This window comes from Brevundimonas sp., from assembly GCF_013912065.1.
Lineage (GTDB): Bacteria > Pseudomonadota > Alphaproteobacteria > Caulobacterales > Caulobacteraceae > Brevundimonas.
Map to the genome: position 1 here is coordinate 38,825 of NZ_JACESA010000007.1, position 17,984 is coordinate 56,808.

Annotated in this window: 20 protein-coding genes; 12 read left to right on the forward strand and 8 right to left on the reverse strand. The window is 66.6% G+C overall.

Features of this window, described 5'->3' with window-relative positions:
• Positions 1–61: 61 nt before the first annotated feature.
• The 6 genes from H2037_RS07665 to H2037_RS07690 all read left to right on the forward strand — a co-directional run bounded on the left by H2037_RS07665 (position 62) and on the right by H2037_RS07690 (position 6,446).
• Positions 62–1,252 carry a deoxyguanosinetriphosphate triphosphohydrolase gene (locus H2037_RS07665; protein ID WP_292119879.1) on the forward strand — a complete coding sequence of 397 codons (1,191 nt, stop codon included), beginning with the start codon at positions 62–64 and terminating at the stop codon, positions 1,250–1,252.
• Positions 1,253–1,332: 80 nt separating this feature from the next.
• Entirely contained in the window at positions 1,333–2,085 is a 753-nt protein-coding gene (locus tag H2037_RS07670) for an SPOR domain-containing protein (protein WP_292119882.1), read from the forward strand.
• On the forward strand, positions 2,082–3,131 hold the full coding sequence (gene nagZ, locus H2037_RS07675) for a beta-N-acetylhexosaminidase (protein ID WP_292119884.1): 1,050 nt from the start codon (positions 2,082–2,084) through the stop codon (positions 3,129–3,131). Before H2037_RS07670 ends, nagZ begins: the two co-directional genes overlap by 4 nt.
• Positions 3,128–3,946: a ScpA family protein gene (locus tag H2037_RS07680; protein ID WP_292119886.1), complete on the forward strand. Its 819-nt coding sequence runs from the start codon at positions 3,128–3,130 to the stop codon at positions 3,944–3,946. The genes nagZ and H2037_RS07680 overlap by 4 nt, the downstream gene beginning before the upstream one ends.
• Positions 3,947–4,105: 159 nt before the next feature.
• On the forward strand, positions 4,106–4,765 hold the full coding sequence (gene scpB, locus H2037_RS07685) for an SMC-Scp complex subunit ScpB (RefSeq protein WP_292119889.1): 660 nt from the start codon (positions 4,106–4,108) through the stop codon (positions 4,763–4,765).
• Between the two features lie 73 nt (positions 4,766–4,838).
• A complete protein-coding gene (locus tag H2037_RS07690) occupies positions 4,839–6,446 on the forward strand; it encodes a HAMP domain-containing sensor histidine kinase (protein ID WP_292119892.1) in 1,608 nt (535 codons plus the stop codon).
• Here the strand turns inward: H2037_RS07690 and ispH are convergent.
• Positions 6,418–7,389 carry a 4-hydroxy-3-methylbut-2-enyl diphosphate reductase gene (gene ispH, locus H2037_RS07695; protein WP_292119895.1) on the reverse strand — a complete coding sequence of 324 codons (972 nt, stop codon included), beginning with the start codon at positions 7,387–7,389 and terminating at the stop codon, positions 6,418–6,420. The genes H2037_RS07690 and ispH overlap by 29 nt on opposite strands.
• Before the next feature lie 237 nt (positions 7,390–7,626).
• Between ispH and H2037_RS07700 the strand changes: the two genes are divergently transcribed.
• The 5 genes from H2037_RS07700 (at position 7,627) to H2037_RS07720 (ending at position 10,216) form a co-directional block, all read left to right on the forward strand.
• A complete protein-coding gene (locus H2037_RS07700) occupies positions 7,627–7,986 on the forward strand; it encodes an AtpZ/AtpI family protein (protein WP_292119898.1) in 360 nt (119 codons plus the stop codon).
• Between the two features lie 6 nt (positions 7,987–7,992).
• On the forward strand, positions 7,993–8,778 hold the full coding sequence (locus H2037_RS07705; protein WP_292119901.1) for a F0F1 ATP synthase subunit A: 786 nt from the start codon (positions 7,993–7,995) through the stop codon (positions 8,776–8,778).
• A 57-nt stretch (positions 8,779–8,835) separates the two neighbouring features.
• On the forward strand, positions 8,836–9,060 hold the full coding sequence (locus H2037_RS07710; RefSeq protein WP_008261286.1) for a F0F1 ATP synthase subunit C: 225 nt from the start codon (positions 8,836–8,838) through the stop codon (positions 9,058–9,060).
• Between the two features lie 68 nt (positions 9,061–9,128).
• Positions 9,129–9,701, forward strand: coding sequence for a hypothetical protein (locus tag H2037_RS07715; protein WP_292119903.1), 573 nt, complete (start codon positions 9,129–9,131; stop codon positions 9,699–9,701).
• On the forward strand, positions 9,701–10,216 hold the full coding sequence (locus H2037_RS07720) for a F0F1 ATP synthase subunit B (RefSeq protein WP_292119906.1): 516 nt from the start codon (positions 9,701–9,703) through the stop codon (positions 10,214–10,216). The genes H2037_RS07715 and H2037_RS07720 overlap by 1 nt, the downstream gene beginning before the upstream one ends.
• A 77-nt stretch (positions 10,217–10,293) precedes the next feature.
• On the opposite strand, the gene H2037_RS07725 is transcribed toward H2037_RS07720, so the two are convergent.
• The 3 genes from H2037_RS07725 to H2037_RS07735 form a co-directional block, all read right to left on the reverse strand.
• Positions 10,294–10,764, reverse strand: a complete 471-nt coding sequence (locus tag H2037_RS07725; RefSeq protein WP_292119910.1) for a DUF6789 family protein — start codon at positions 10,762–10,764, stop codon at positions 10,294–10,296.
• 132 nt (positions 10,765–10,896) lie between these two features.
• Positions 10,897–11,301 carry a hypothetical protein gene (locus H2037_RS07730; RefSeq protein ID WP_292119913.1) on the reverse strand — a complete coding sequence of 135 codons (405 nt, stop codon included), beginning with the start codon at positions 11,299–11,301 and terminating at the stop codon, positions 10,897–10,899.
• A 222-nt stretch (positions 11,302–11,523) separates the two neighbouring features.
• Positions 11,524–12,444: an SDR family oxidoreductase gene (locus H2037_RS07735; RefSeq protein ID WP_292119916.1), complete on the reverse strand. Its 921-nt coding sequence runs from the start codon at positions 12,442–12,444 to the stop codon at positions 11,524–11,526.
• An 80-nt stretch (positions 12,445–12,524) separates the two neighbouring features.
• Here H2037_RS07735 and H2037_RS07740 point away from each other — a divergent pair, with 80 nt between their 5' ends.
• On the forward strand, positions 12,525–13,121 hold the full coding sequence (locus H2037_RS07740; RefSeq protein WP_292119918.1) for a TetR family transcriptional regulator: 597 nt from the start codon (positions 12,525–12,527) through the stop codon (positions 13,119–13,121).
• 218 nt (positions 13,122–13,339) lie between these two features.
• Here H2037_RS07740 and gcvPB read toward each other — a convergent pair whose 3' ends face one another.
• From gcvPB to gcvT, 4 genes are all read right to left on the reverse strand, one after another.
• The gene (gcvPB, locus tag H2037_RS07745; RefSeq protein WP_292120313.1) at positions 13,340–14,899 is read right to left on the reverse strand and encodes an aminomethyl-transferring glycine dehydrogenase subunit GcvPB; all 1,560 of its coding nucleotides are present in this window, start codon (positions 14,897–14,899) and stop codon (positions 13,340–13,342) included.
• 23 nt (positions 14,900–14,922) lie between these two features.
• Positions 14,923–16,269: an aminomethyl-transferring glycine dehydrogenase subunit GcvPA gene (gene gcvPA / locus H2037_RS07750; RefSeq protein ID WP_292119921.1), complete on the reverse strand. Its 1,347-nt coding sequence runs from the start codon at positions 16,267–16,269 to the stop codon at positions 14,923–14,925.
• Positions 16,270–16,335: 66 nt separating this feature from the next.
• Entirely contained in the window at positions 16,336–16,701 is a 366-nt protein-coding gene (gene gcvH / locus H2037_RS07755) for a glycine cleavage system protein GcvH (protein WP_292119924.1), read from the reverse strand.
• Positions 16,702–16,869: 168 nt separating this feature from the next.
• Entirely contained in the window at positions 16,870–17,982 is a 1,113-nt protein-coding gene (gcvT, locus tag H2037_RS07760; protein ID WP_292119927.1) for a glycine cleavage system aminomethyltransferase GcvT, read from the reverse strand.
• Positions 17,983–17,984: the final 2 nt, after the last annotated feature.

Here is a 17,984-nt window from a genome sequence, read left to right on the forward strand (position 1 = left end):
CCTGTCTATATGAGGCGCGAGCGGGCGTTCGCAAAGGCCCGGATGCGTCAAAGTTGATGACTTGAGCCAGACAGACCTCTCCCCCTACGCCGAACGGGCCGACCTGACCAAGGGACGTCGCTTCTTCGAGCCGCCCAGCCGGACCCGGACCGCCTTCGCGCGCGACCGCGACCGCATCATCCACGCCACCGCCTTTCGTCGGCTGAAGGAGAAGACCCAGGTCTTCGTCGCCCATGAAGGCGATCATTACCGCACCCGCCTGACCCATTCGCTGGAGGTGGCCCAGATCGCGCGGTCGCTGGCCCATGCGCTGAGGCTGGATGACGACCTGGCCGAGACCATCGCCCTGGCCCACGACCTGGGCCACCCGCCCTTCGCCCACGCCGGCGAGGACGAGCTGGTCATACAGATGGCCGACCACGGCGGCTTCGATCACAATGTCCAGAGCTTCCGCGTCGTGACCGAGCTGGAGAACCGCTATCCGCAGTTCGATGGGCTGAACCTGAGCTGGGAGACGGTCGAGGGGGTCATCAAGCACAATGGTCCGGTGGCCCACCGGCTGGACGAGCCGGCCTGGTCGGTGGTTCGTCCGTACCGAACGGACGGGGAGGCGGGCTGGGACCTGCGGCTGGGGACGTTCGCTTCGCTGGAGGCCCAGTGCGCGGCCATCGCCGACGACATCGCCTACAACAACCACGACGTCGATGACGGGGTGCAGGCTGGGTTGATCACCCTTCAAGACCTGGATCAGGTGCCGCTGATCGGACCGATGCTGGCCGAGGTGCGGCGCGACTGGCCCGCCATCGACGACCGGATGCTGAGGATCGAGGCCGTGCGGCGGATGATCGGGGTCATGGTCGAGGACGTTCTGGCCGAGACGGCGCGGCGTCTGGAAGAGGACCGCATCGGTTCGCCCGAGGACGTGCGCACGGCGACGCGGACGCTGGTGGACTTCTCGCGACCGATGCACGCCGATCTGGCGATCCTACGCAAATTCCTGTTCGAACGGATGTACCGTCACTACCGGGTCAACCGGACACGCAGCCAGGCGCGGCGGGTGCTGTCGCAGTTGTTCGAGCTGTTCATGGCCGAGCCGGAGGTGATGCCGCCCGAATGGGGCCAGCCTGCGGCGACCGAGGACCGGACCCTGAGGGCGCGGGCTGTCTGCGACTATATCGCCGGCATGACCGACCGCTACGCCATAGAAGTCCACCAGAAACTGTTCAGCCTCGACCTGGCCCTCGATCTGTGATTCGAAAGACGGCGGAGGGGCGTTAAACTAATCGTTCGGCGCGCCGATTCGCAGCGCCGGTCAGACGGCGGAGCGCGACCATGTCTTTCGATGACGACAACCGACCGGGGCAGGGCGCCTATACGCCGCCGACCGACGACGACCTGCCGTTCCGGCGCAACAGCTATGACGCGCGCAGCGGCCGCAATGTCGGCTCTGGCGGTGGCAAGGCGCCGCCCGTGACCCTGATCGTCAGCGGCGTGGTGCTGCTGCTGCTGATCGTGGCCGTGATCTTCTTCTACCGGTCGGGCATGCGCGCCTCGACCGACGCGCCGCCAGCCGTGGGTCAGCCTGTCGGCGAGATGAAGTCGGCGGCGCCCGTCGACGCCCAGCCGGTCGATCCAGCCGCGGGCGTACGTGTGTATCGCGACGAGGCCGAGACGACCGACGCCCCCGTCACCTTCACCCCGCCGCCGGAAGCGCCTCAACCCCGCCCGGCCGCCCCGCCGACCGCCGCCCCGTCGGGGGAGGGCCTGCCGCCCGCAGCCAAGGCCCCGACGCCGGCCCCGACGCCTGCGCCCGCCGCCGCCCCTGCGGCGTCTGCCTCGACCTCGGGTTCGTCCTCGGTTCAGATCGGCGCCTTCTCGTCGACCGAGATCGCCGATCGTGAATACGCCGCGGTCGCCGGCCGGTTCGGCCAATATGCGTCCGGCGCCCAGAAACGGGTGACCGAAGTCACCTCGTCCAGCGGTTCGACCCTTTACCGCACCACCTTCACCGGCCTGTCGCGCGAGCGGGCGGTCGCCTTCTGCGACGCGCTGAAGGCCGCCGGTCGGGACTGTATCGTTCGGTGACATCCGCCGCGATCTACGGCTGCGCCGGTTATCGGCTGAGCGAGGACGAACGGGCCTTCTTCGCCGAGGCGCGGCCGTGGGGCTTCGTCCTGTTCCGGCGAAACATCGACACGCCGGAGCAGGTGCGGGCGCTCACCGACGAAATGCGGGCCGCCATCGGCGATCCCGAAGCGCCGATCCTGATCGATCAGGAGGGCGGACGGGTCCAGCGGATGGGGCCGCCGCACTGGCCCAAATACCCGCCGGGCGACGCCTATTTGAAGGCGTCGAACGACCCGATGGAGGCCCGTGAACTGACGCGGCTGGGCGCGCGGCTGATGGCGCATGACCTGAAGGAGGTCGGGATCAACGTCGATCTCGTGCCGGTGCTGGACGTGCCGGTGTCCGGCGCTCACGACATCGTCGGCGACCGCGCCTACGGTCAGGATCCGGCGACGGTGGCCATGCTGGGGCGAGCGGCGGCCGAGGGGCTGCTGGCGGGCGGGGTCCTGCCCTGTATCAAACACATGCCCGGCCATGGACGGGCCTTTGCCGACAGCCACAAGGACCTGCCGACCGTCCACGCCGATTTCGACACCCTGGACGGCTGGGATTTCGCGCCGTTCAAGGCCTTGTCGGACATGCCCTGGGCCATGACGGCGCACATCGTCTTCACCGCCGTGGACAGGAAGCGGCCCGCGACCCAGTCGAAGAAGGCGGTGAAGATGATGCGCGGGCATCTGGGCTTCGCCGGCCTGATCATGACCGACGACCTGTCGATGCAGGCGCTGAGCGGCAACCTTGGCGAGCGGGCGCATCAGTCATTGAAGGCGGGGTGCGACATCGTCCTGCACTGCAACGGCGACATGGCCGAGATGCGGGCGGTGGCCGAGGCGTCCGGCAAGCTGAAGGGCAAGGCCAGGACGCGGGCAGAGGCGGCGATGGCGCGGATCGTGCGGGCGCCCGAACCGCTGGACGTCACGGCGGCCCATGCGCGCTTCTTCCAGGCCATGAGCGGCAAGATCGACGCGGCCCAGGGCCCGGACGTGGGGGAGGCGCAGGCGTGACGGAGGCCTTCCAGCCGAACCTCGACTTCAACGCCGAGGAGGTCGAGGAGCGGGAGGCGTTCGTCGTCGATCTGGACGGCTATGAAGGGCCGCTGCACGTCCTGCTGGCCCTGGCGCGGACGCAGAAGGTCGACCTGCTGAAACTGTCGATCACCCAGTTGGCGGAACAGTATCTGGCCTTCGTGCACGAGGCGCGGCGGCGCAACTTCGCCCTGGCGGCGGACTATCTCGTGATGGCGTCCTGGCTGGCCTATCTGAAGTCGCGGCTGCTGCTGCCCCGCACCGAGAAGGGCAAGGGCGACGAACCGCCGGCCGAGGCCATGGCCGCGGCCCTGGCCTTCCGACTGCAGAAGCTGGAGGCCATGCGCAAGGCGGTCGAACAGCTGATGGCCCGGCCCCAGTTGAAGCGCGATGTCTTCACGCGGGGCGATCCCGAGGCGACGGTTATCACCCCGTCCGACCGGATCGACGCCAGCCTGTACGAGCTGATGAGCGCCTATGTGACCCAGCGTCGGCGCGAAGAATCGCGGCGCTATTCCCCCGGCCAGCGGGTCGAGGCCTTCCCGCTGGAAGCCGCGCGCGACTGGCTGCGCGAGGTCATGCCGAAACTGGCGGACTGGACCCCGCTGGACCAGGTCGCGCCCCATCGCGAGACCGAGGACGGCCCCAGCCAGGCCAGCTACACCGCCTCGACCCTGTCGGCGGGCCTGGAACTGGTGAAGGAGGGGGCGATGGAGATCCGTCAGACGGCGCCGTTTGCGGACCTCTATCTGAAACGGCGTGGAGGCGGGCATCCGCTGGAGCTGACGCCGTGAGGATTGGGCCTTTTCACTCTTCTCAGTCCGTAATCCCAAGGCCTGTCCCTGGGATCCATACGGCCGGTGTCGGGCAGGGGCGCACCCTCGGAAACACCGGGCATATGGATCCTCGCCACAAGGGCGAGGATGACGTTGTGGTGGTGCGAGGCGCGGCTCATGTCTGACCTCTCCTTCCAACCCGACGAGGGCGAGATCGAACGGCGGGTCGAGGCCCTGCTGTTCGCCGCCGCCGGACCTCTGTCGGCCGCCGAGATGGCCGCGCGCCTGCCCGAAGGCTGCGATGTGGCGCGGGCCATATCGGGCCTGCGCGCCCGCTATGAGGGGCGGGGAGTGGAGCTGGAATGCGTCGCCGACCGCTGGCGGTTCCGCACGGCGCCGGACCTGGCCTTCATGATGACCGAGGAGCGCGAGGAGCCGCGCCGCCTGTCCAGGGCGGCGCTGGAGACCCTGGCCATCATCGCCTATCACCAGCCCGTCACCCGCGCCGAGATCGAGAGCGTGCGCGGCGTCAGTCTGTCCAAGGGAACTCTGGACCTGCTGCTGGAGATGGGGTTCGTGCGGTTGCGCGGTCGGCGGCGGACGCCCGGCCGGCCGGTGACCTACGCCACGGCCGACCGGTTCCTGGAGCATTTCGGCCTGGCGACCCTGTACGATCTACCTGGCGTGCAGGAGATGAAGGCTGCGGGGCTGCTGGACCTGTCGCTGCCGGTCGGTTTCGAACTGCCGGATCCCGGCCGAAGCCTCGATATAGAAGACGAGCTAGCCCCGAGCGAAGATGAGGCGCCTGAATTCGCCCAGGACTTCGTGGGCGACTAAGGAAAAGCCCGTACGGTCTGTTTAGCAAGCCTTAGACGGTCCCCTCGTTAGGTTGAGAGAAGGGGGTGGTCGCATGAAGTTGGATTTGACCGGGTTCAGGATCATGGGCGTGCTCATGCTGGCGGTGGTCGTCGGCATGGTCGGCGTCCTCGGTATCGTCAGCAAGGGCATAGACGACCACCAGCGAAAGCTCGAGGAAGCCGTCGTCGGCGTCCGCTTGGCCCGGATCGTGGAGACCATAGGCGAAGACCTGGCGCCCACCATGGTCTGGGACGAGGCGGTGGAGGGCATGACCAGCCCGGGCGCCCCCCAGTGGTTCGACCGCTTCGTCGGCGGGCTTTTCGCCGGCCGCCACGGGCATCTCGCGACCCTGGGCTATGACACCTCCGGCCGCCTGATCCGGATGAACCATAGCGACGCCCCGCCCCACGCAAACCCGGACCATACTCTGGCCAGGGCGGTCGCCCCCCTCGTCAGCCAGATCAGGGCCGAGGCGCGAACTCGTGACCGTTCCGCCCACGGCCCGGCGGCCGTACGGGTCAAGACCGGCTTCATCAATGTCGATGGCGTCATCTATGTGGTGGGCGTCTCCACTATCGTGCGCGGCACGCCTAACGGACTGGCCCCGGAATCGGATCCGGTTGTCGCCTCCTTCAAGTCTTTCGAGGCGGAACTGGATTGGATCCGTAATCGACTGAACATACGCAGTATTCGCTTTCAGCCTGAGACAAGGACGTCGGACGGCATGGCGGGCCTGGAAATAAGAGATGCGTCGGGCGTCCCCATTGGCCAGGTCGTTTGGACGCCCGAGCGGCCCGGCTACAGAATTCTGACCCACGCCCTGCCGGTGCTGTTGCTGATGATGACGTTGTTGGCCGTCGGAAGCGGGATTCTGATGTGGCGGATGGCGACGGACATGCGTCGCCTGCGCGCATCCGAAACGGCCCTGGGCGGCGCCTTGCAGCTGGCCGAGGCGGCCAATGCGGCCAAGACACGGTTCCTGGCCAATGTCAGCCACGAACTGCGGACGCCGCTGAACGGGGTTCTGGGCATGGCGGAAGTCCTGAGCCAGGAAGCCCTGACGCCGCGACAGAGGGAGCGGCTCGAAATCCTGAAAGCCTCGGGGCATCAGCAGCTGCGGCTGATCGAGGAACTGCTGGACGTGGTCCGACTGGATGATGGCGCGGTGAAGCTAGAGAACGAAGAATTCCGCCCTGACGCATTGCTGCGCAGGCTGGTCAACGACCATGGCGGCGGAGCGACGGCCAAAGGGCTGAAGCTCAAGATCGAAACGACCGTCGACGGCGAATGGCGGGGCGACGTGGTCCATATCGAAAAGCTGCTCGCCACCCTCGTGGACAACGCCATCCGCTTCACCGCCTCGGGCGAAGTGATACTGCGTGCGCTCGATCACGACGGCCTGATCTTCGAAGTCCAGGACACCGGCGCCGGCATGACCAAGGATGAGGCCGCCCGTCTGTTCGAAGCCTTCGCTCAAGGGGATGAGAGCAGCACCCGCTCCGCCGAAGGTTTGGGGTTGGGTCTGACGGTCGCCTACGGCCTGGCGCGACTGATGGGCGGGCGGATCGAGGTGGAAAGCACGCCGGGATTCGGCAGCCTGATGCGCGTCGTTTTGCCGCTGGAGCCGGGGTTCAGGTCGTCAGCAGTCGCGGCAGCTTGAAGGTCACCGTCTCGCGGGCGCCGCCGTCCTCGGTCACCGTGGCGTCGAACCGGGCGCGAATGGCGTCGACCAGGGCCTCGATCAGCGGTTCGGGGGCTGAGGCGCCGGCGGTCACGCCCACCGTCTGAACCCCGTCGAACCAGGCCCAGTCCACCTGCGAGGCGTCGTCGACCAGGCGGGCGTCCCGGGCGCCGGCGCGCATCGCCACCTCGACCAGCCGGGCCGAGTTGGACGAGTTCTTGGACCCGACCACCAGCACCAGTTCGCAGCCCTCGCCCAAGGTCTTGACCGCTTCCTGGCGATTGGTGGTGGCGTAGCAGATGTCTTCCTTGTGGGGGTCCGGCAGTTCCGGGAAGCGGCGCTTCAGAACCTTCAGGATTCCGGCCGTATCGTCGACCGACAAGGTGGTCTGGGTCGCATAGGCCAGGGGAGCGTCGCCGGGACGTTCGAACGATTCGGCGTCGGCCTCTGTCTCGATCAGGCTGATAGCCCCCGCAGGCAGCTGACCCATGGTGCCGATCACCTCGGGGTGGCCGGCGTGGCCGATCAGGATGATGTGGCGGCCCGCGTCGTGGTGACGTTCGGCCTCGACATGGACCTTGGACACCAGGGGGCAGGTGGCGTCCAGGAACAGCAGCTCTCGCGCCTGCGCATTGGCGGGCACCGACTTGGGTACGCCGTGGGCCGAGAAGACGACCGGACGGTCGTCGGGGCATTCGTCTAGTTCCTTGACGAAGACGGCCCCCATGGATTTCAGCCGTTCGACGACATGGCGATTGTGCACGATCTCGTGGCGCACATAGACGGGCGCGCCGTATTTCTCGATCGCCCGCTCGACGATCTGGATGGCCCGGTCCACCCCGGCGCAAAAGCCGCGCGGCGTCGCCAGCCGAACCGCGATGGGACGGCGGTCGGGCGAGGGGGAGGGGACGTGCATATTCATGGCCCCAACCTAGTCGTTTGTGCTCGATATCGCCATGCGGCCCCCACGAATCTCGCGCATAGAACAGCGACGCATCGCCACGGTCAGGCGGTATTGATCTAAAATCGAGCCGGAACAAAGATTTAACATCCATTCACGACGCCTTGACCTCCCGGCCGCTCACGATTAGTTTCCGCGCCGAATTCAGACCCGCCCAGACACATTGTTTGGGCGCTGAGCGCACAGGTCCTGTCCCCTATGTCGGAATCGCGCGAAGAGGCGATCAAACGCCTCCAAGACAGCGCATCCGCATTGGAGGCGCGGACCACGGCGGAGAAATCCGCCGATCTGACCGGCCACCAGGTGGCGGGGCAGGCCTACAAGATCATCGCCGAGCTTCTCGGCGGCGTTCTGATAGGCTTGGCGTTCGGTTTCATCGCGGATTGGGTCTTTGGGACCCGCCCGTGGGGTTTGATCGGCGGGGTCCTGTTGGGCTTCGCCTTGTCGATTTACATGGCGCGTCGCACAGCCAACCGGCTGATGGCGCAGGCCAAGGCGTTAGGGACGTCGGCTCCGGCCGACCCTTACGTCGAGGCCGACGAAGACGGGGAACGATAGGGCTTCATGGCCGATCCGATTCATCAGTTTCAGATTCAGAAGGTCATCGACCTTCCTGACGTGACCCTGCCTGGGCTGGGCGTGGTCGATCTGGCGATCACCAATTCGCACATCGCCATGACGGCCGCCTTCGTCGTGATCGTCGGCTTCCTGGCCGCCGTGACATCGAACGCCCAGGTCGTCCCGGGTCGCCTGCAGGCCGCCGGCGAAGGCGTGTTCGGTCTGATCGACAACCTGGCCGATTCCATCATCGGTCATGAGGGCCGGAAGTATTTCCCGTTCGTTTTCACGATCTTCCTGCTGATCCTGGGCATGAACCTGCTGGGTCTGTTCCTGACCTTCACGGCGACGTCCCAACTGGCCATTACCGCGACCTTCGCCCTGATCACTTTCGGTCTGGTGCTGATCGTCGGCTTCGCCAAGAACGGTCTCGGCTTCTTCAAGCTGTTCTGGCCCATGGGCGCGCCGCTGCTGCTGCGCCCGATCGTCGGTCTGATCGAGTTCGTTTCCTTCATGCTCCGCCCGATCACCCTGGCGCTTCGTCTGTTCGGCAACATGCTGGGCGGCCACGTGGCGCTGAAGATCTTCGCCGGCTTCGTCGTTTCCCTGGGCCTGCTGGGTCTGGGCGGCGGCGTGGGCGTGCTGGCCTTCCCGGTGGCGGCCCTGTCGCTGGGCATGGTCGTCGCCCTGACTGCGCTGGAGTTTCTCGTGGCCTTCCTTCAGGCCTTCGTCTTCGCCGTTCTGACCTGCATCTATCTCAATGATGTGGTCAACCTGGACCACGCCCACTAAGGGCCGGACCAGTCTCTTCACCCCAACCACCAACGACTTTAATCTAGGAATACAATCATGGACGCTGAAGCCGCGAAGTACATCGGCGCTGGTCTCGCCACCCTGGGCATGATCGGTTCGGCCCTGGGCGTGGGCAACATCTTCGGTCAGTTCCTGGCCGGCGCGCTGCGCAACCCGTCGGCCGCCGCCGGCCAGGTCGGCAACCTGTTCGTGGGCGCCGCCCTCGCCGAAGCCCTGGGCATCCTGGCCTTCGTGCTCGGCATCCTGATGATCTTCGGCTGATATCAGCCGATACCGGCGCGCGGGGTTCGCCCGCGCGCCGTTTCATCTGATTCTGCAGCAGACGGTTCATGGCCAGCACCCACACCAACGACGCGCTTCCCGCTTCGGTCGAAGCGGACCTGCACGCCGAGACGGCGACCGCCGCCGAGCACGGCTCGGGCGGCCTGCCGCAATTCCAGTTCGAACACTGGGCGGGCCAGATCGGCTATCTGCTGATCCTGTTCGTCGTCCTGTACGTCCTGGTCTCCAAGGTCTTCGCGCCGCGCCTTCGCAAGGTGATGGACGAACGGGCCGACACCATTTCCACCGCCGTCGCCACCGCGCGTCAGGTCCAGGCCGAGGCCGCCGACCAGGCCGCTCAAGCCCAAGCTGAAGTCGCCAAGGCCCGCGCCGACGCCCGCGCCATGGCCGCCGCCGCCAAGGCGCGCGTGACCGAAGACGCCAACGCTCGTCAGGCCGCTGAAGAAGCCGTGGTCAACGCCCGCATCGCCGAGGCCGAGACCGCCATCGGCAAGACACGCGACGCAGCCATGGTCAATGTCGGCGTCATCGCCTCCGACGCTGCCGCCGCCATGGTCGAGCGCCTGACCGGCAAGGCCGCCAGCACGGCCGAACTGGCTACGGCCAAGGGAGCCGCCTGATGAACCTGATCTTCGAACACGGCATCTGGAGCCTTTCCAACGCCGAGATCTGGGTTGGCGTCGGCCTGCTGATCTTCTTCGGCATCCTGATCGCCGCCGGCGTGCCCAAGATCGCCGCCGCCCAACTCGACGCCAAGGGCGCCAAGATCCAGGCCGACCTGGACGAGGCCGCGCGTCTGCGCGCCGAGGCCGAGGCCCTGCTGGCCCAGATCCGCAAGGAAAAGGCCGAGGCCGAGGCCCAGGCCGCCGAGATGATGGCTCAGGCCGAGGCCGACGCCCGTCGTCTGGAAGTCGAGTCCAAGGCCAAGCTGGAAGAGACCCTGGCCCGTCGGCAGAAGATGGCCGAGACCCGCATCGCTCAAGCCGAGGCCCAGGCCTCGGCCGAGGTGAAGGCCGCCGCCGCCGATCTGGCCGCCAAGGCCGCGGAACAGATTCTGGCGGCCCGTCTCGCCAGCGGGGCCAAGGATCCGCTGGTCGACGCCGCCATCGCCCAGATCGGCGACCGGCTGAACTAGGTCGCGGTGTGCGAAGCTGAACTAAAAAAGGGCCCCGGCGTCGCTCGGGGCCCTTTTCTCGTGCCGGATCGGCCAGTTCAGTGGGCGATGGCGCCGCCGGTGAACTCCGCCGCCTGACGCTTGTCGCGGCTGACCAGTCGGGCATAGACATTGCCCAGAACGATGCCGAACACCGCGTGGGTGACCAGCAGCCAGCCGATGGTGCCGAAGCCGGCCCCGGCGGTGAAGGTCCGGTAGTTTCCGAGCATCACGATTGCTCCCATCATCACCACCCAGGCGCCGACCGCGAAGACGATGCCCTTGGTTTCCGGGGTGTCCGTCGGCAGTCGTGGACAGAGGATGGCGAACAGCGGGCCCAGGATGAATACGCCGCTGAAGACGTGAATGGCCCAGCCGACGGCCAGATTGCCGGGCATGCCGATGATATTGGCGATAACCCCCTGGAAGGGGTCGAACCAGTTGAGGAACAGGTTCGGGACTTCAAGCAAAGAAACGGCCACAGTCGCGGCGACACCCGCGACCAGACCTTTTTGTACGCGTGACATCATGACCTTGGCGCCTCCCAACGCTTTAGTGGTTCTCTGATAACGCGGGGTCAGAATACGCCTGACGGGAGGTGGCGGGGTTCACGATACTGTGGTTAGCAGCTGCGACAACGCAGGTGCGAAATCTTGGCGCAACTAGCGGAACATCTTGCGGAAATGACGCCGCAGCCCTTTTCGCGCGCGGATCAGGCGACGACGCGGTCGCTTCAGCACGACCTTTTCGGCGCGCAGGGCCTGCTGCCAGAAGACGGGGGCGAACTCGGGCTTCTTCCGCATGAGTCGGCGGAAGGGATAGACCCATTTGGGGCGGGCATACTGGGCGCGGATGAACTGGCGTTTGGCCCAGAAGGAGCTTTTCAGGATCAGCATCAGGCCGACCGCGATGACCGGAATGCCGCCGGGCCCCGGCAAGGGCGCGATCAGCATGCCCAACAGAATCACAAACACGCCGCCCGCCATCATCGCCCAGCGTTTAGCCACACGCAGCATGCGGCTGCGCGGCTTGGACGGTTGGAACAACAGAGCGGGTGCGTGGGTCACGAATGCGCCAGATGGGAAGGAGGAGGGCCTGTGACAACGGCCGCCCCGACCGCTCGATCCCATATTGGGAAAGGAAAGAGCGACCGTGGCGAGGCTGCCACAAGACCTCATGAACCTGCGTCGGTGGCCGATCCGTGTCTGTGAAATGACGCTTTGGTCATGATGCGTCTTCGGCTTTCGTCTGTTGCTCGCTGGACACGCCCTGTGCCCCATGCCCCAGCTTCATCCGTATTGAACGCCCGTCAGCTGCTCGGATTCAAGCCAGAGCCGGCGCGCTACTTCGATGTCCAAGGCCTGGGGCTCGATCTTCGCCCGACCGGGCGGTCCCTTCATCTCCTGCCAGCCTTGGGGGCCGTAATATCCGCCCGGCGCCGCGTCGGGCACGACCGCCGCCATCACGGTCGGCAGGGCCCCGTCGGCGGCGGAGTGGCTGGCGAACAGCGCCAGGACGCCGGAGGCCCAGGCGTAAAGGCCGTTGCCGTCCGCTGGGCCGTTGGCGATCAGGTCCGTGCGGGCGAAGCCGGGGTGGGCCGCAACGCTGGTCAGCCCCCATTCGTAGGCGTCGCTGCGCCGCTGCAGCTCGATGGCGAACATCAGCATGGCCAGTTTGGACTGCTGATAGACGGGCCAGGGCCTGTAGCCGGTCTGGTAATTCAGGTCGTCCAGCCGAATGCGCCCGCCGCGATGCGCCATGCTTGACAACTGCACCACCCGCGCGCCGGCCGCCGTCAACAGGGGCAGGAGGCGCCCGGTCAGGGCGAAGTGCGACAGATAGTTGGTTCCGAACTGCATCTCGAAGCCGTCGGCCGTGGTCTGGCGCCTGGGCAAGGCCATGACGCCCGCATTGTTGGCCAGGATGTCGATCGGCCGCCCGGCTGTCAGATAACGATCCGCGAAGGCCTGCACCGAGGTCAGGTCGGCCAGATCCAGCAGATCGAACCGCACGTCGGCCGACGGATGTCGGGCGCGGATCAGGCGTTCGGCCTCCACGCCCTTCTTGGGATTACGGGCGGCCAGCACGACCTCGGCGCCCCGTTCCGCCAGGACCAGGGCGGTTTCCAGTCCCAGACCGCCCGTGCCGCCGGTGATGATGACCAGCTTGCCGGTCTGGTCGGGAATATCGGCTGTCGTCCACGTCGGCATCGGGGTTATCCTGTTCCAGAAGAGAGTCGCCGGGAAAGGCGCTGGATTGCATATCTGCATCCGGTGCAAATATGCAATAAGTGCAAGATAACATTTCCTCTACCGAACCCGGCCTGCGCGAACGCAAGCGCGCGGAGACCCATGCCCGCATCCAGGCCGAGGGGATGCGTCTGTTCCTAGACAAGGGGTTCGAGGCCACCACCCTGGACGAGGTGGCGGCGGCCGCCGAGGTGTCGCGTCGCACCCTGCTGAACTATTTCGGATCGAAGGAGGAGATCGTCTTCTCGACCAAGGCCGATTTTCCGCAGTTCATCGCGGACGCCGTAGCGGCGCGCCCCGCCGCTGAACCCCTGCTGGACATGGTCGAAAACGCGCTGATCGATCTGGCGGAGCGGCACCGGTCGGATGAGGCGCGCGCCGTCGCCGCTCTGATCTGCGCCACTCCCTCGCTGCATGCCGGGGACCAGGCCAAGTACGAACGGATCGAACGCCTGCTGGCGAAGACGCTTGCGGACAAAAAGGGGCTGCCCGAGCACGACGTCGCCTGCCGCGTCGTGGCCGGCGCGGCCGTCAGCATCCTGAAGCTGGCCACCAGCGCCTGGCTGGAGAACCCCGCGCAGGAGCCGGAAATCTTCGGTCGTCAGGCCTTTGCGGCGCTGAGACGGGTGGCCGGCTAGATTGGGGCTTTAGACGTCAGCGTCGTTGACGCTTGCTCGGATTAAAGTCCGAGCGCTCTTGCTTGCCGTCATCCTCGCCATTGGGGCGAGGATCCATACTCCCGGTGTTTCCGCAGAACGCACCCTCGTCGAATACCGGACGTATGAATCCTCGGGACAAGCCCGAGGATGACGGAATCAAATGAAGCCAAGCGGCCTAAAGCCTGTCGAGTCGGGCCCTAAGCCGCCTGGTTCGAGCCTTCCGGGGCCGACCAGCGCAGCACCGGCGAGCGGGCGGCCCGGGTTTCGTCCAGGCGCTTCAGCGGGGCGTGGAAGGGCGCGCCCTTGAAGCGGTCCACGTCGCCGGCTTTCGCCGCCTCGGCCAGCAGACGCATGGCGTGGATGAAGCGATCCAGTTCGGCCTTGGACTCGGTCTCGGTCGGTTCGATCAGCATGGCGCCGTGGACGACCAGGGGGAAATACATGGTCATCGGGTGGAAACCCTCGTCGATCATCGCCTTGGCGAAATCGAGCGTGGTGATGTCCGTGCCCTTCAGCCATTCGTCGTCGAACAAGGCTTCGTGCATGCACGGGCCGTCGGGGAAGGCCGGGCTCATCAGGTCCGACAGGCGGGCCTTGATGTAGTTGGCGTTCAGGACCGCATCCTCGGCCACCTGACGCAGGCCGTCGGCGCCGTGCGACATCATGTAGGACAGGGCGCGCACATACATGCCCATCTGGCCCTGGAAGGCGCACAGGCGACCAAACGCCTGTGCGGCCTCGTCTTCCTCGCGCTCGATCAGGCGATAGCCATTGTCGTCGTGCACCACCCAAGGGGCGGGGGCGAAGGGCGCCAGGGCTTCCGACAGCACCACCGGACCGGCGCCCGGACCGCCGCCGCCGTGCGGCGTCGAGAAGGTCTTGTGCAGATTGATGTGCATGGCGTCGACGCCCAGGTCGCCGGGACGGACCCGGCCGACGATGGCGTTGAAGTTGGCGCCGTCGCAGTAGAAATAGGCGCCCGCCTCGTGCGTCAGGCGGCTGATCTCCAGGATGTCGCGCTCGAACAGGCCGCAGGTATTGGGGTTGGTGACCATGATGGCGGCGACGTCGTCGCCCAGCTTGGCGGCCAGATCAGCGACGTCCACGCGGCCGTCCTCGGTCTGGGCGACCTCGACGACGGAATAGCCGACGAAAGCGGCCGTGGCCGGGTTGGTGCCGTGGGCCGAGGTCGGCACCAGGACCTTGCGGCGCTTCTCATGCTGGCCCGAGGCCTCGTGCGCGGCGCGGATAGCCATCAGGCCGCACAGTTCACCGTGCGCTCCCGCTTTCGGAGAAAGCGCGACGGCGGGCATGCCGGTCAGGGTCTTCAGCCAATGGGCCAGAGTGTCCATCAGCTCCAGCGCGCCCTGGACCGTCGAGATCGGCTGCAGCGGGTGGATGTCCGAGAAACCGGCCAGACGCGCCATCTTCTCGTTCAGGCGCGGGTTGTGCTTCATCGTGCACGAGCCCAGCGGATAGATGGCCAGGTCGATGGCGTGGTTCTTCTGCGACAGGCGCACATAGTGGCGCATGGTCTCAGGCTCGGACAGGCCGGGCAGGCCGATCGGATCCTTGCGGACCAGGTCGCCCAGGTCCGATCCATCGGTCTTGGGTTCCGGCAGATCGACGCCGGTCTTGCCCCAGCCGTCGCCCTCGAAGATCAGGGCTTCATTCTGCAGCAGGCCCCGGCCGCCGGTCAGGGTGGCGGGCTTGGTCTGGACCGGGTTCGGGGTGGTCGGGCGGCCGACGGTGTTCATGGTGCTCATGGTCTTGTCTCCGCTCAGGCCGCCAGAACCTTGGCGAGCACGGTCGCCAGGAACTTGATGTCGTGATCCAGGGTGGTCTCGGTCGCGGCGACCAGCAGGACGTCGTCCATGCCGGCGTCCGGGGCCAGGCGACTGTAGGGCACGCCCGCCAGGATGTGATGCCCGGCCAGGGTGTCGACGACCTCGGCCGCGTTCTTGGGCAGGCGAACGGCGAACTCGTTGAAGAAGCGGTCGGTCAGGATTTCGACGCCCGGAATGGCCGCCAGGGCGTCGCGCGTGGCGACCGCCTTTTCGTGGTTCAGCAGGGCCAGCTTACGCAGGCCCGTCTCGCCCAGCAGGCTCATGTGAATAGTGAAAGCCAGGGTGCAGAGACCGGAATTGGTGCAGATATTCGACGTGGCCTTGTCGCGGCGGATATGCTGTTCGCGCGTCGACAAGGTCAGAACGAAGCCGCGCTCGCCGTCGGCGTCCACGGTTTCGCCGGTCAGGCGGCCCGGCATCTGGCGCACCAGTTTTTCGCGCGTGGCGAACAGGCCGACATAGGGGCCGCCGAAGTTCAGGGCGTTGCCGATCGACTGGCCCTCGGCCGCGACGATGTCCGCGCCCATCTCGCCGGGCGACTTCAGCAGGCCCATCGACACGGCCTCGGTGACCACGACGATCAGCAAGGCGCCGGCGGCGTGGGCCGCCTCGGCGATCCTTGTCACGTCCGTCGCCGTGCCGAAGACGTTCGGGGTCTGAACCACGACACAGGCCGTGTCGGGACCGATCTGGTCGATCACGGCGGCCTCGGCGTCCACGGCGGCGGGCAGGGCCTGGGTCTCGACGCCGACGGCGTGGACGACGGTCTCGGTGGCCTTGACGTAGTGGGGATGGACTCCGCCCGAGATCACCGCCTTGTTGCGGCGGGTCACGCGGGTCGCCATCAGCACGCCCTCGGCCATGGCGGTCGAGCCATCATAGAGCGAAGCGTTGGCCACAGGCATGCCGGTCAGGTTCGCGACCTGGGTCTGGAACTCGTACAGATACTGGAGCGTGCCCTGTGCGATTTCCGGTTGGTAGGGGGTGTAGCTGGTCAGGAATTCCGAGCGCTGGATCACGTGATCCACTGTCGCCGGGACGTGGTGCTTGTAGGCCCCCGCGCCGCAGAAGAAGGGCACAGCGCCGGCCGCGGCGTTCTTGTTCGCCATGGCCGACAGGGCGCGCTCGACCTCCAACTCGCCGGCCACGCGGGGCAGGTCCACCGGCCCGTCCAGCCGCGCCGCCTCGGGCACGTCCACGAACAGGTCGTCGATCGATTTCGCGCCGATGGCGGCGAGCATCGCCGTACGGTCGTCGGGCGTCAGGGGGAGATAACGCATGGTCTTGTCCTGGGCCGTAGAAGGCCAAAGACCCGCTGACTCTTAATCAGCGGGTCCGATGAGGGCTTAGAGGGTGGAGAGGAATTCGTCGTAGGCAGCCTGGTCCATCAGGGCGTCCAGTTCGGCGGCGTCCGACACCTTGATCTTGGCGAACCAGCCGTCGGCCTGCGGGGCGGAGTTGACGGTTTCGGGGGCGGTCGACAGGGCGTCATTGGCTTCGACCACCTCGCCCGAGACGGGGGCGTAGACGTCGGAGGCGGCCTTGACGCTCTCGACCACGGCGAAGCTGTCGCCCTTGGCGACCGTCTTGCCGACCTCAGGCACTTCCACGAACACCACGTCGCCCAGGGCGTCGGCGGCGTGCTTCGAAATGCCGACGGTGGCGATGTCGCCGTCCAGGCTGACCCACTCGTGATCCTTGGTGAATTTCATCTGTCTGTCCTCGCAAGACCCGCCCGCAGGCGGTCCGATTTTTAAACTCGTCATCCTAGGCCTTGTGCCTAGGATCCAGACTCCGGTGTCGGATGTCGTGATCCGACGGCGGGCGTCGGTGTGTATGGACCCTAGGCGCAAGGCCTAGGGTGACGAAAGGAAAGGGCGTTACGCCTTCGGCTTCCGATAATAGCGTTGCGCCACGAAGGGCGTGGCGATGACTTCGGCGGCGGCGGACTTGCCGCGCACGATGACCTTCAGGTCCGCGCCCAGTTCGGCGAAGGCCGGCGGCACATAGCCCATGGCGATATTCTTGCCGAGGGTCGGCGAGGGACCGCCCGATGTGACCTTGCCGATGATGTTTCCGTCGGCGTCGGCGATCTCGGCGCCTTCACGGGCCGGGGCGCCTTCCTTGACGACCAGGCCGACGCGGACGCGCGAGGGGCCGTCGGACAGCTCTTTCAGGATGCGGTCGGCGCCGTTGAAGTCGCCGCGGTCCTTACGCGATTTCGACAGGGCGAAGGTCAGGGCGGCTTCGACCGGGCTGGTGGTCGGATCGATGTCGTGGCCGTGCAGCGGCAGGCCGGCCTCGAGCCGCAGGCTGTCGCGGGCGCCCAGGCCGATCGGCTTGACGCGAGCGTCCTCCAGCAGACTGTTCCAGATACGCTCGGCCTGATCCGCGGGGATCGATATCTCGTAGCCGTCCTCGCCGGTGTAGCCCGAACGCGAGACGTAGCAGTCGGCGCCGAACAGCATCAGCCGCGCGCATTCCATGAAGCCCATCTCGGCCAGGATCGGCTCATGCGCCGCCATGACCTCCGCGGCTTCCGGCCCCTGGATGGCGATCAGAGCGCGGTCCAGCACCGTCAGTTTCGCATCGCCTTGCAGGTTCGCGTTCCAGAAGGCGAAGTCCTCGTCCTTGTTGCCGGCGTTGACGACGACGAACAGGCCGTCGTGGTCGGGGCGGCCGGCCATCAGGTCGTCGATGATCCCGCCGTCACGGTTCAGCAGCAGCGAGTATTTCTGCTTGCCCGCCTTCAGAATTCCATAGTCGCCGGGAACGAACCGCTCGAACTGGGCGACGGCGTCGTCGCCGGTGATCTTGCACTGGCCCATGTGCGAGACATCGAACAGGCCGGCGTGTTCGCGGGTCCAGCGGTGTTCGGCCAGCACGCCCTCATATTGAACGGGCATGTCATAGCCGCCGAAGCCGACCATGCGGGCGCCCAGCGCGCGGTGCGCGGCGTTGAGGGGCGTGGTCTTGAGGGTCTGGTCGGTCATGA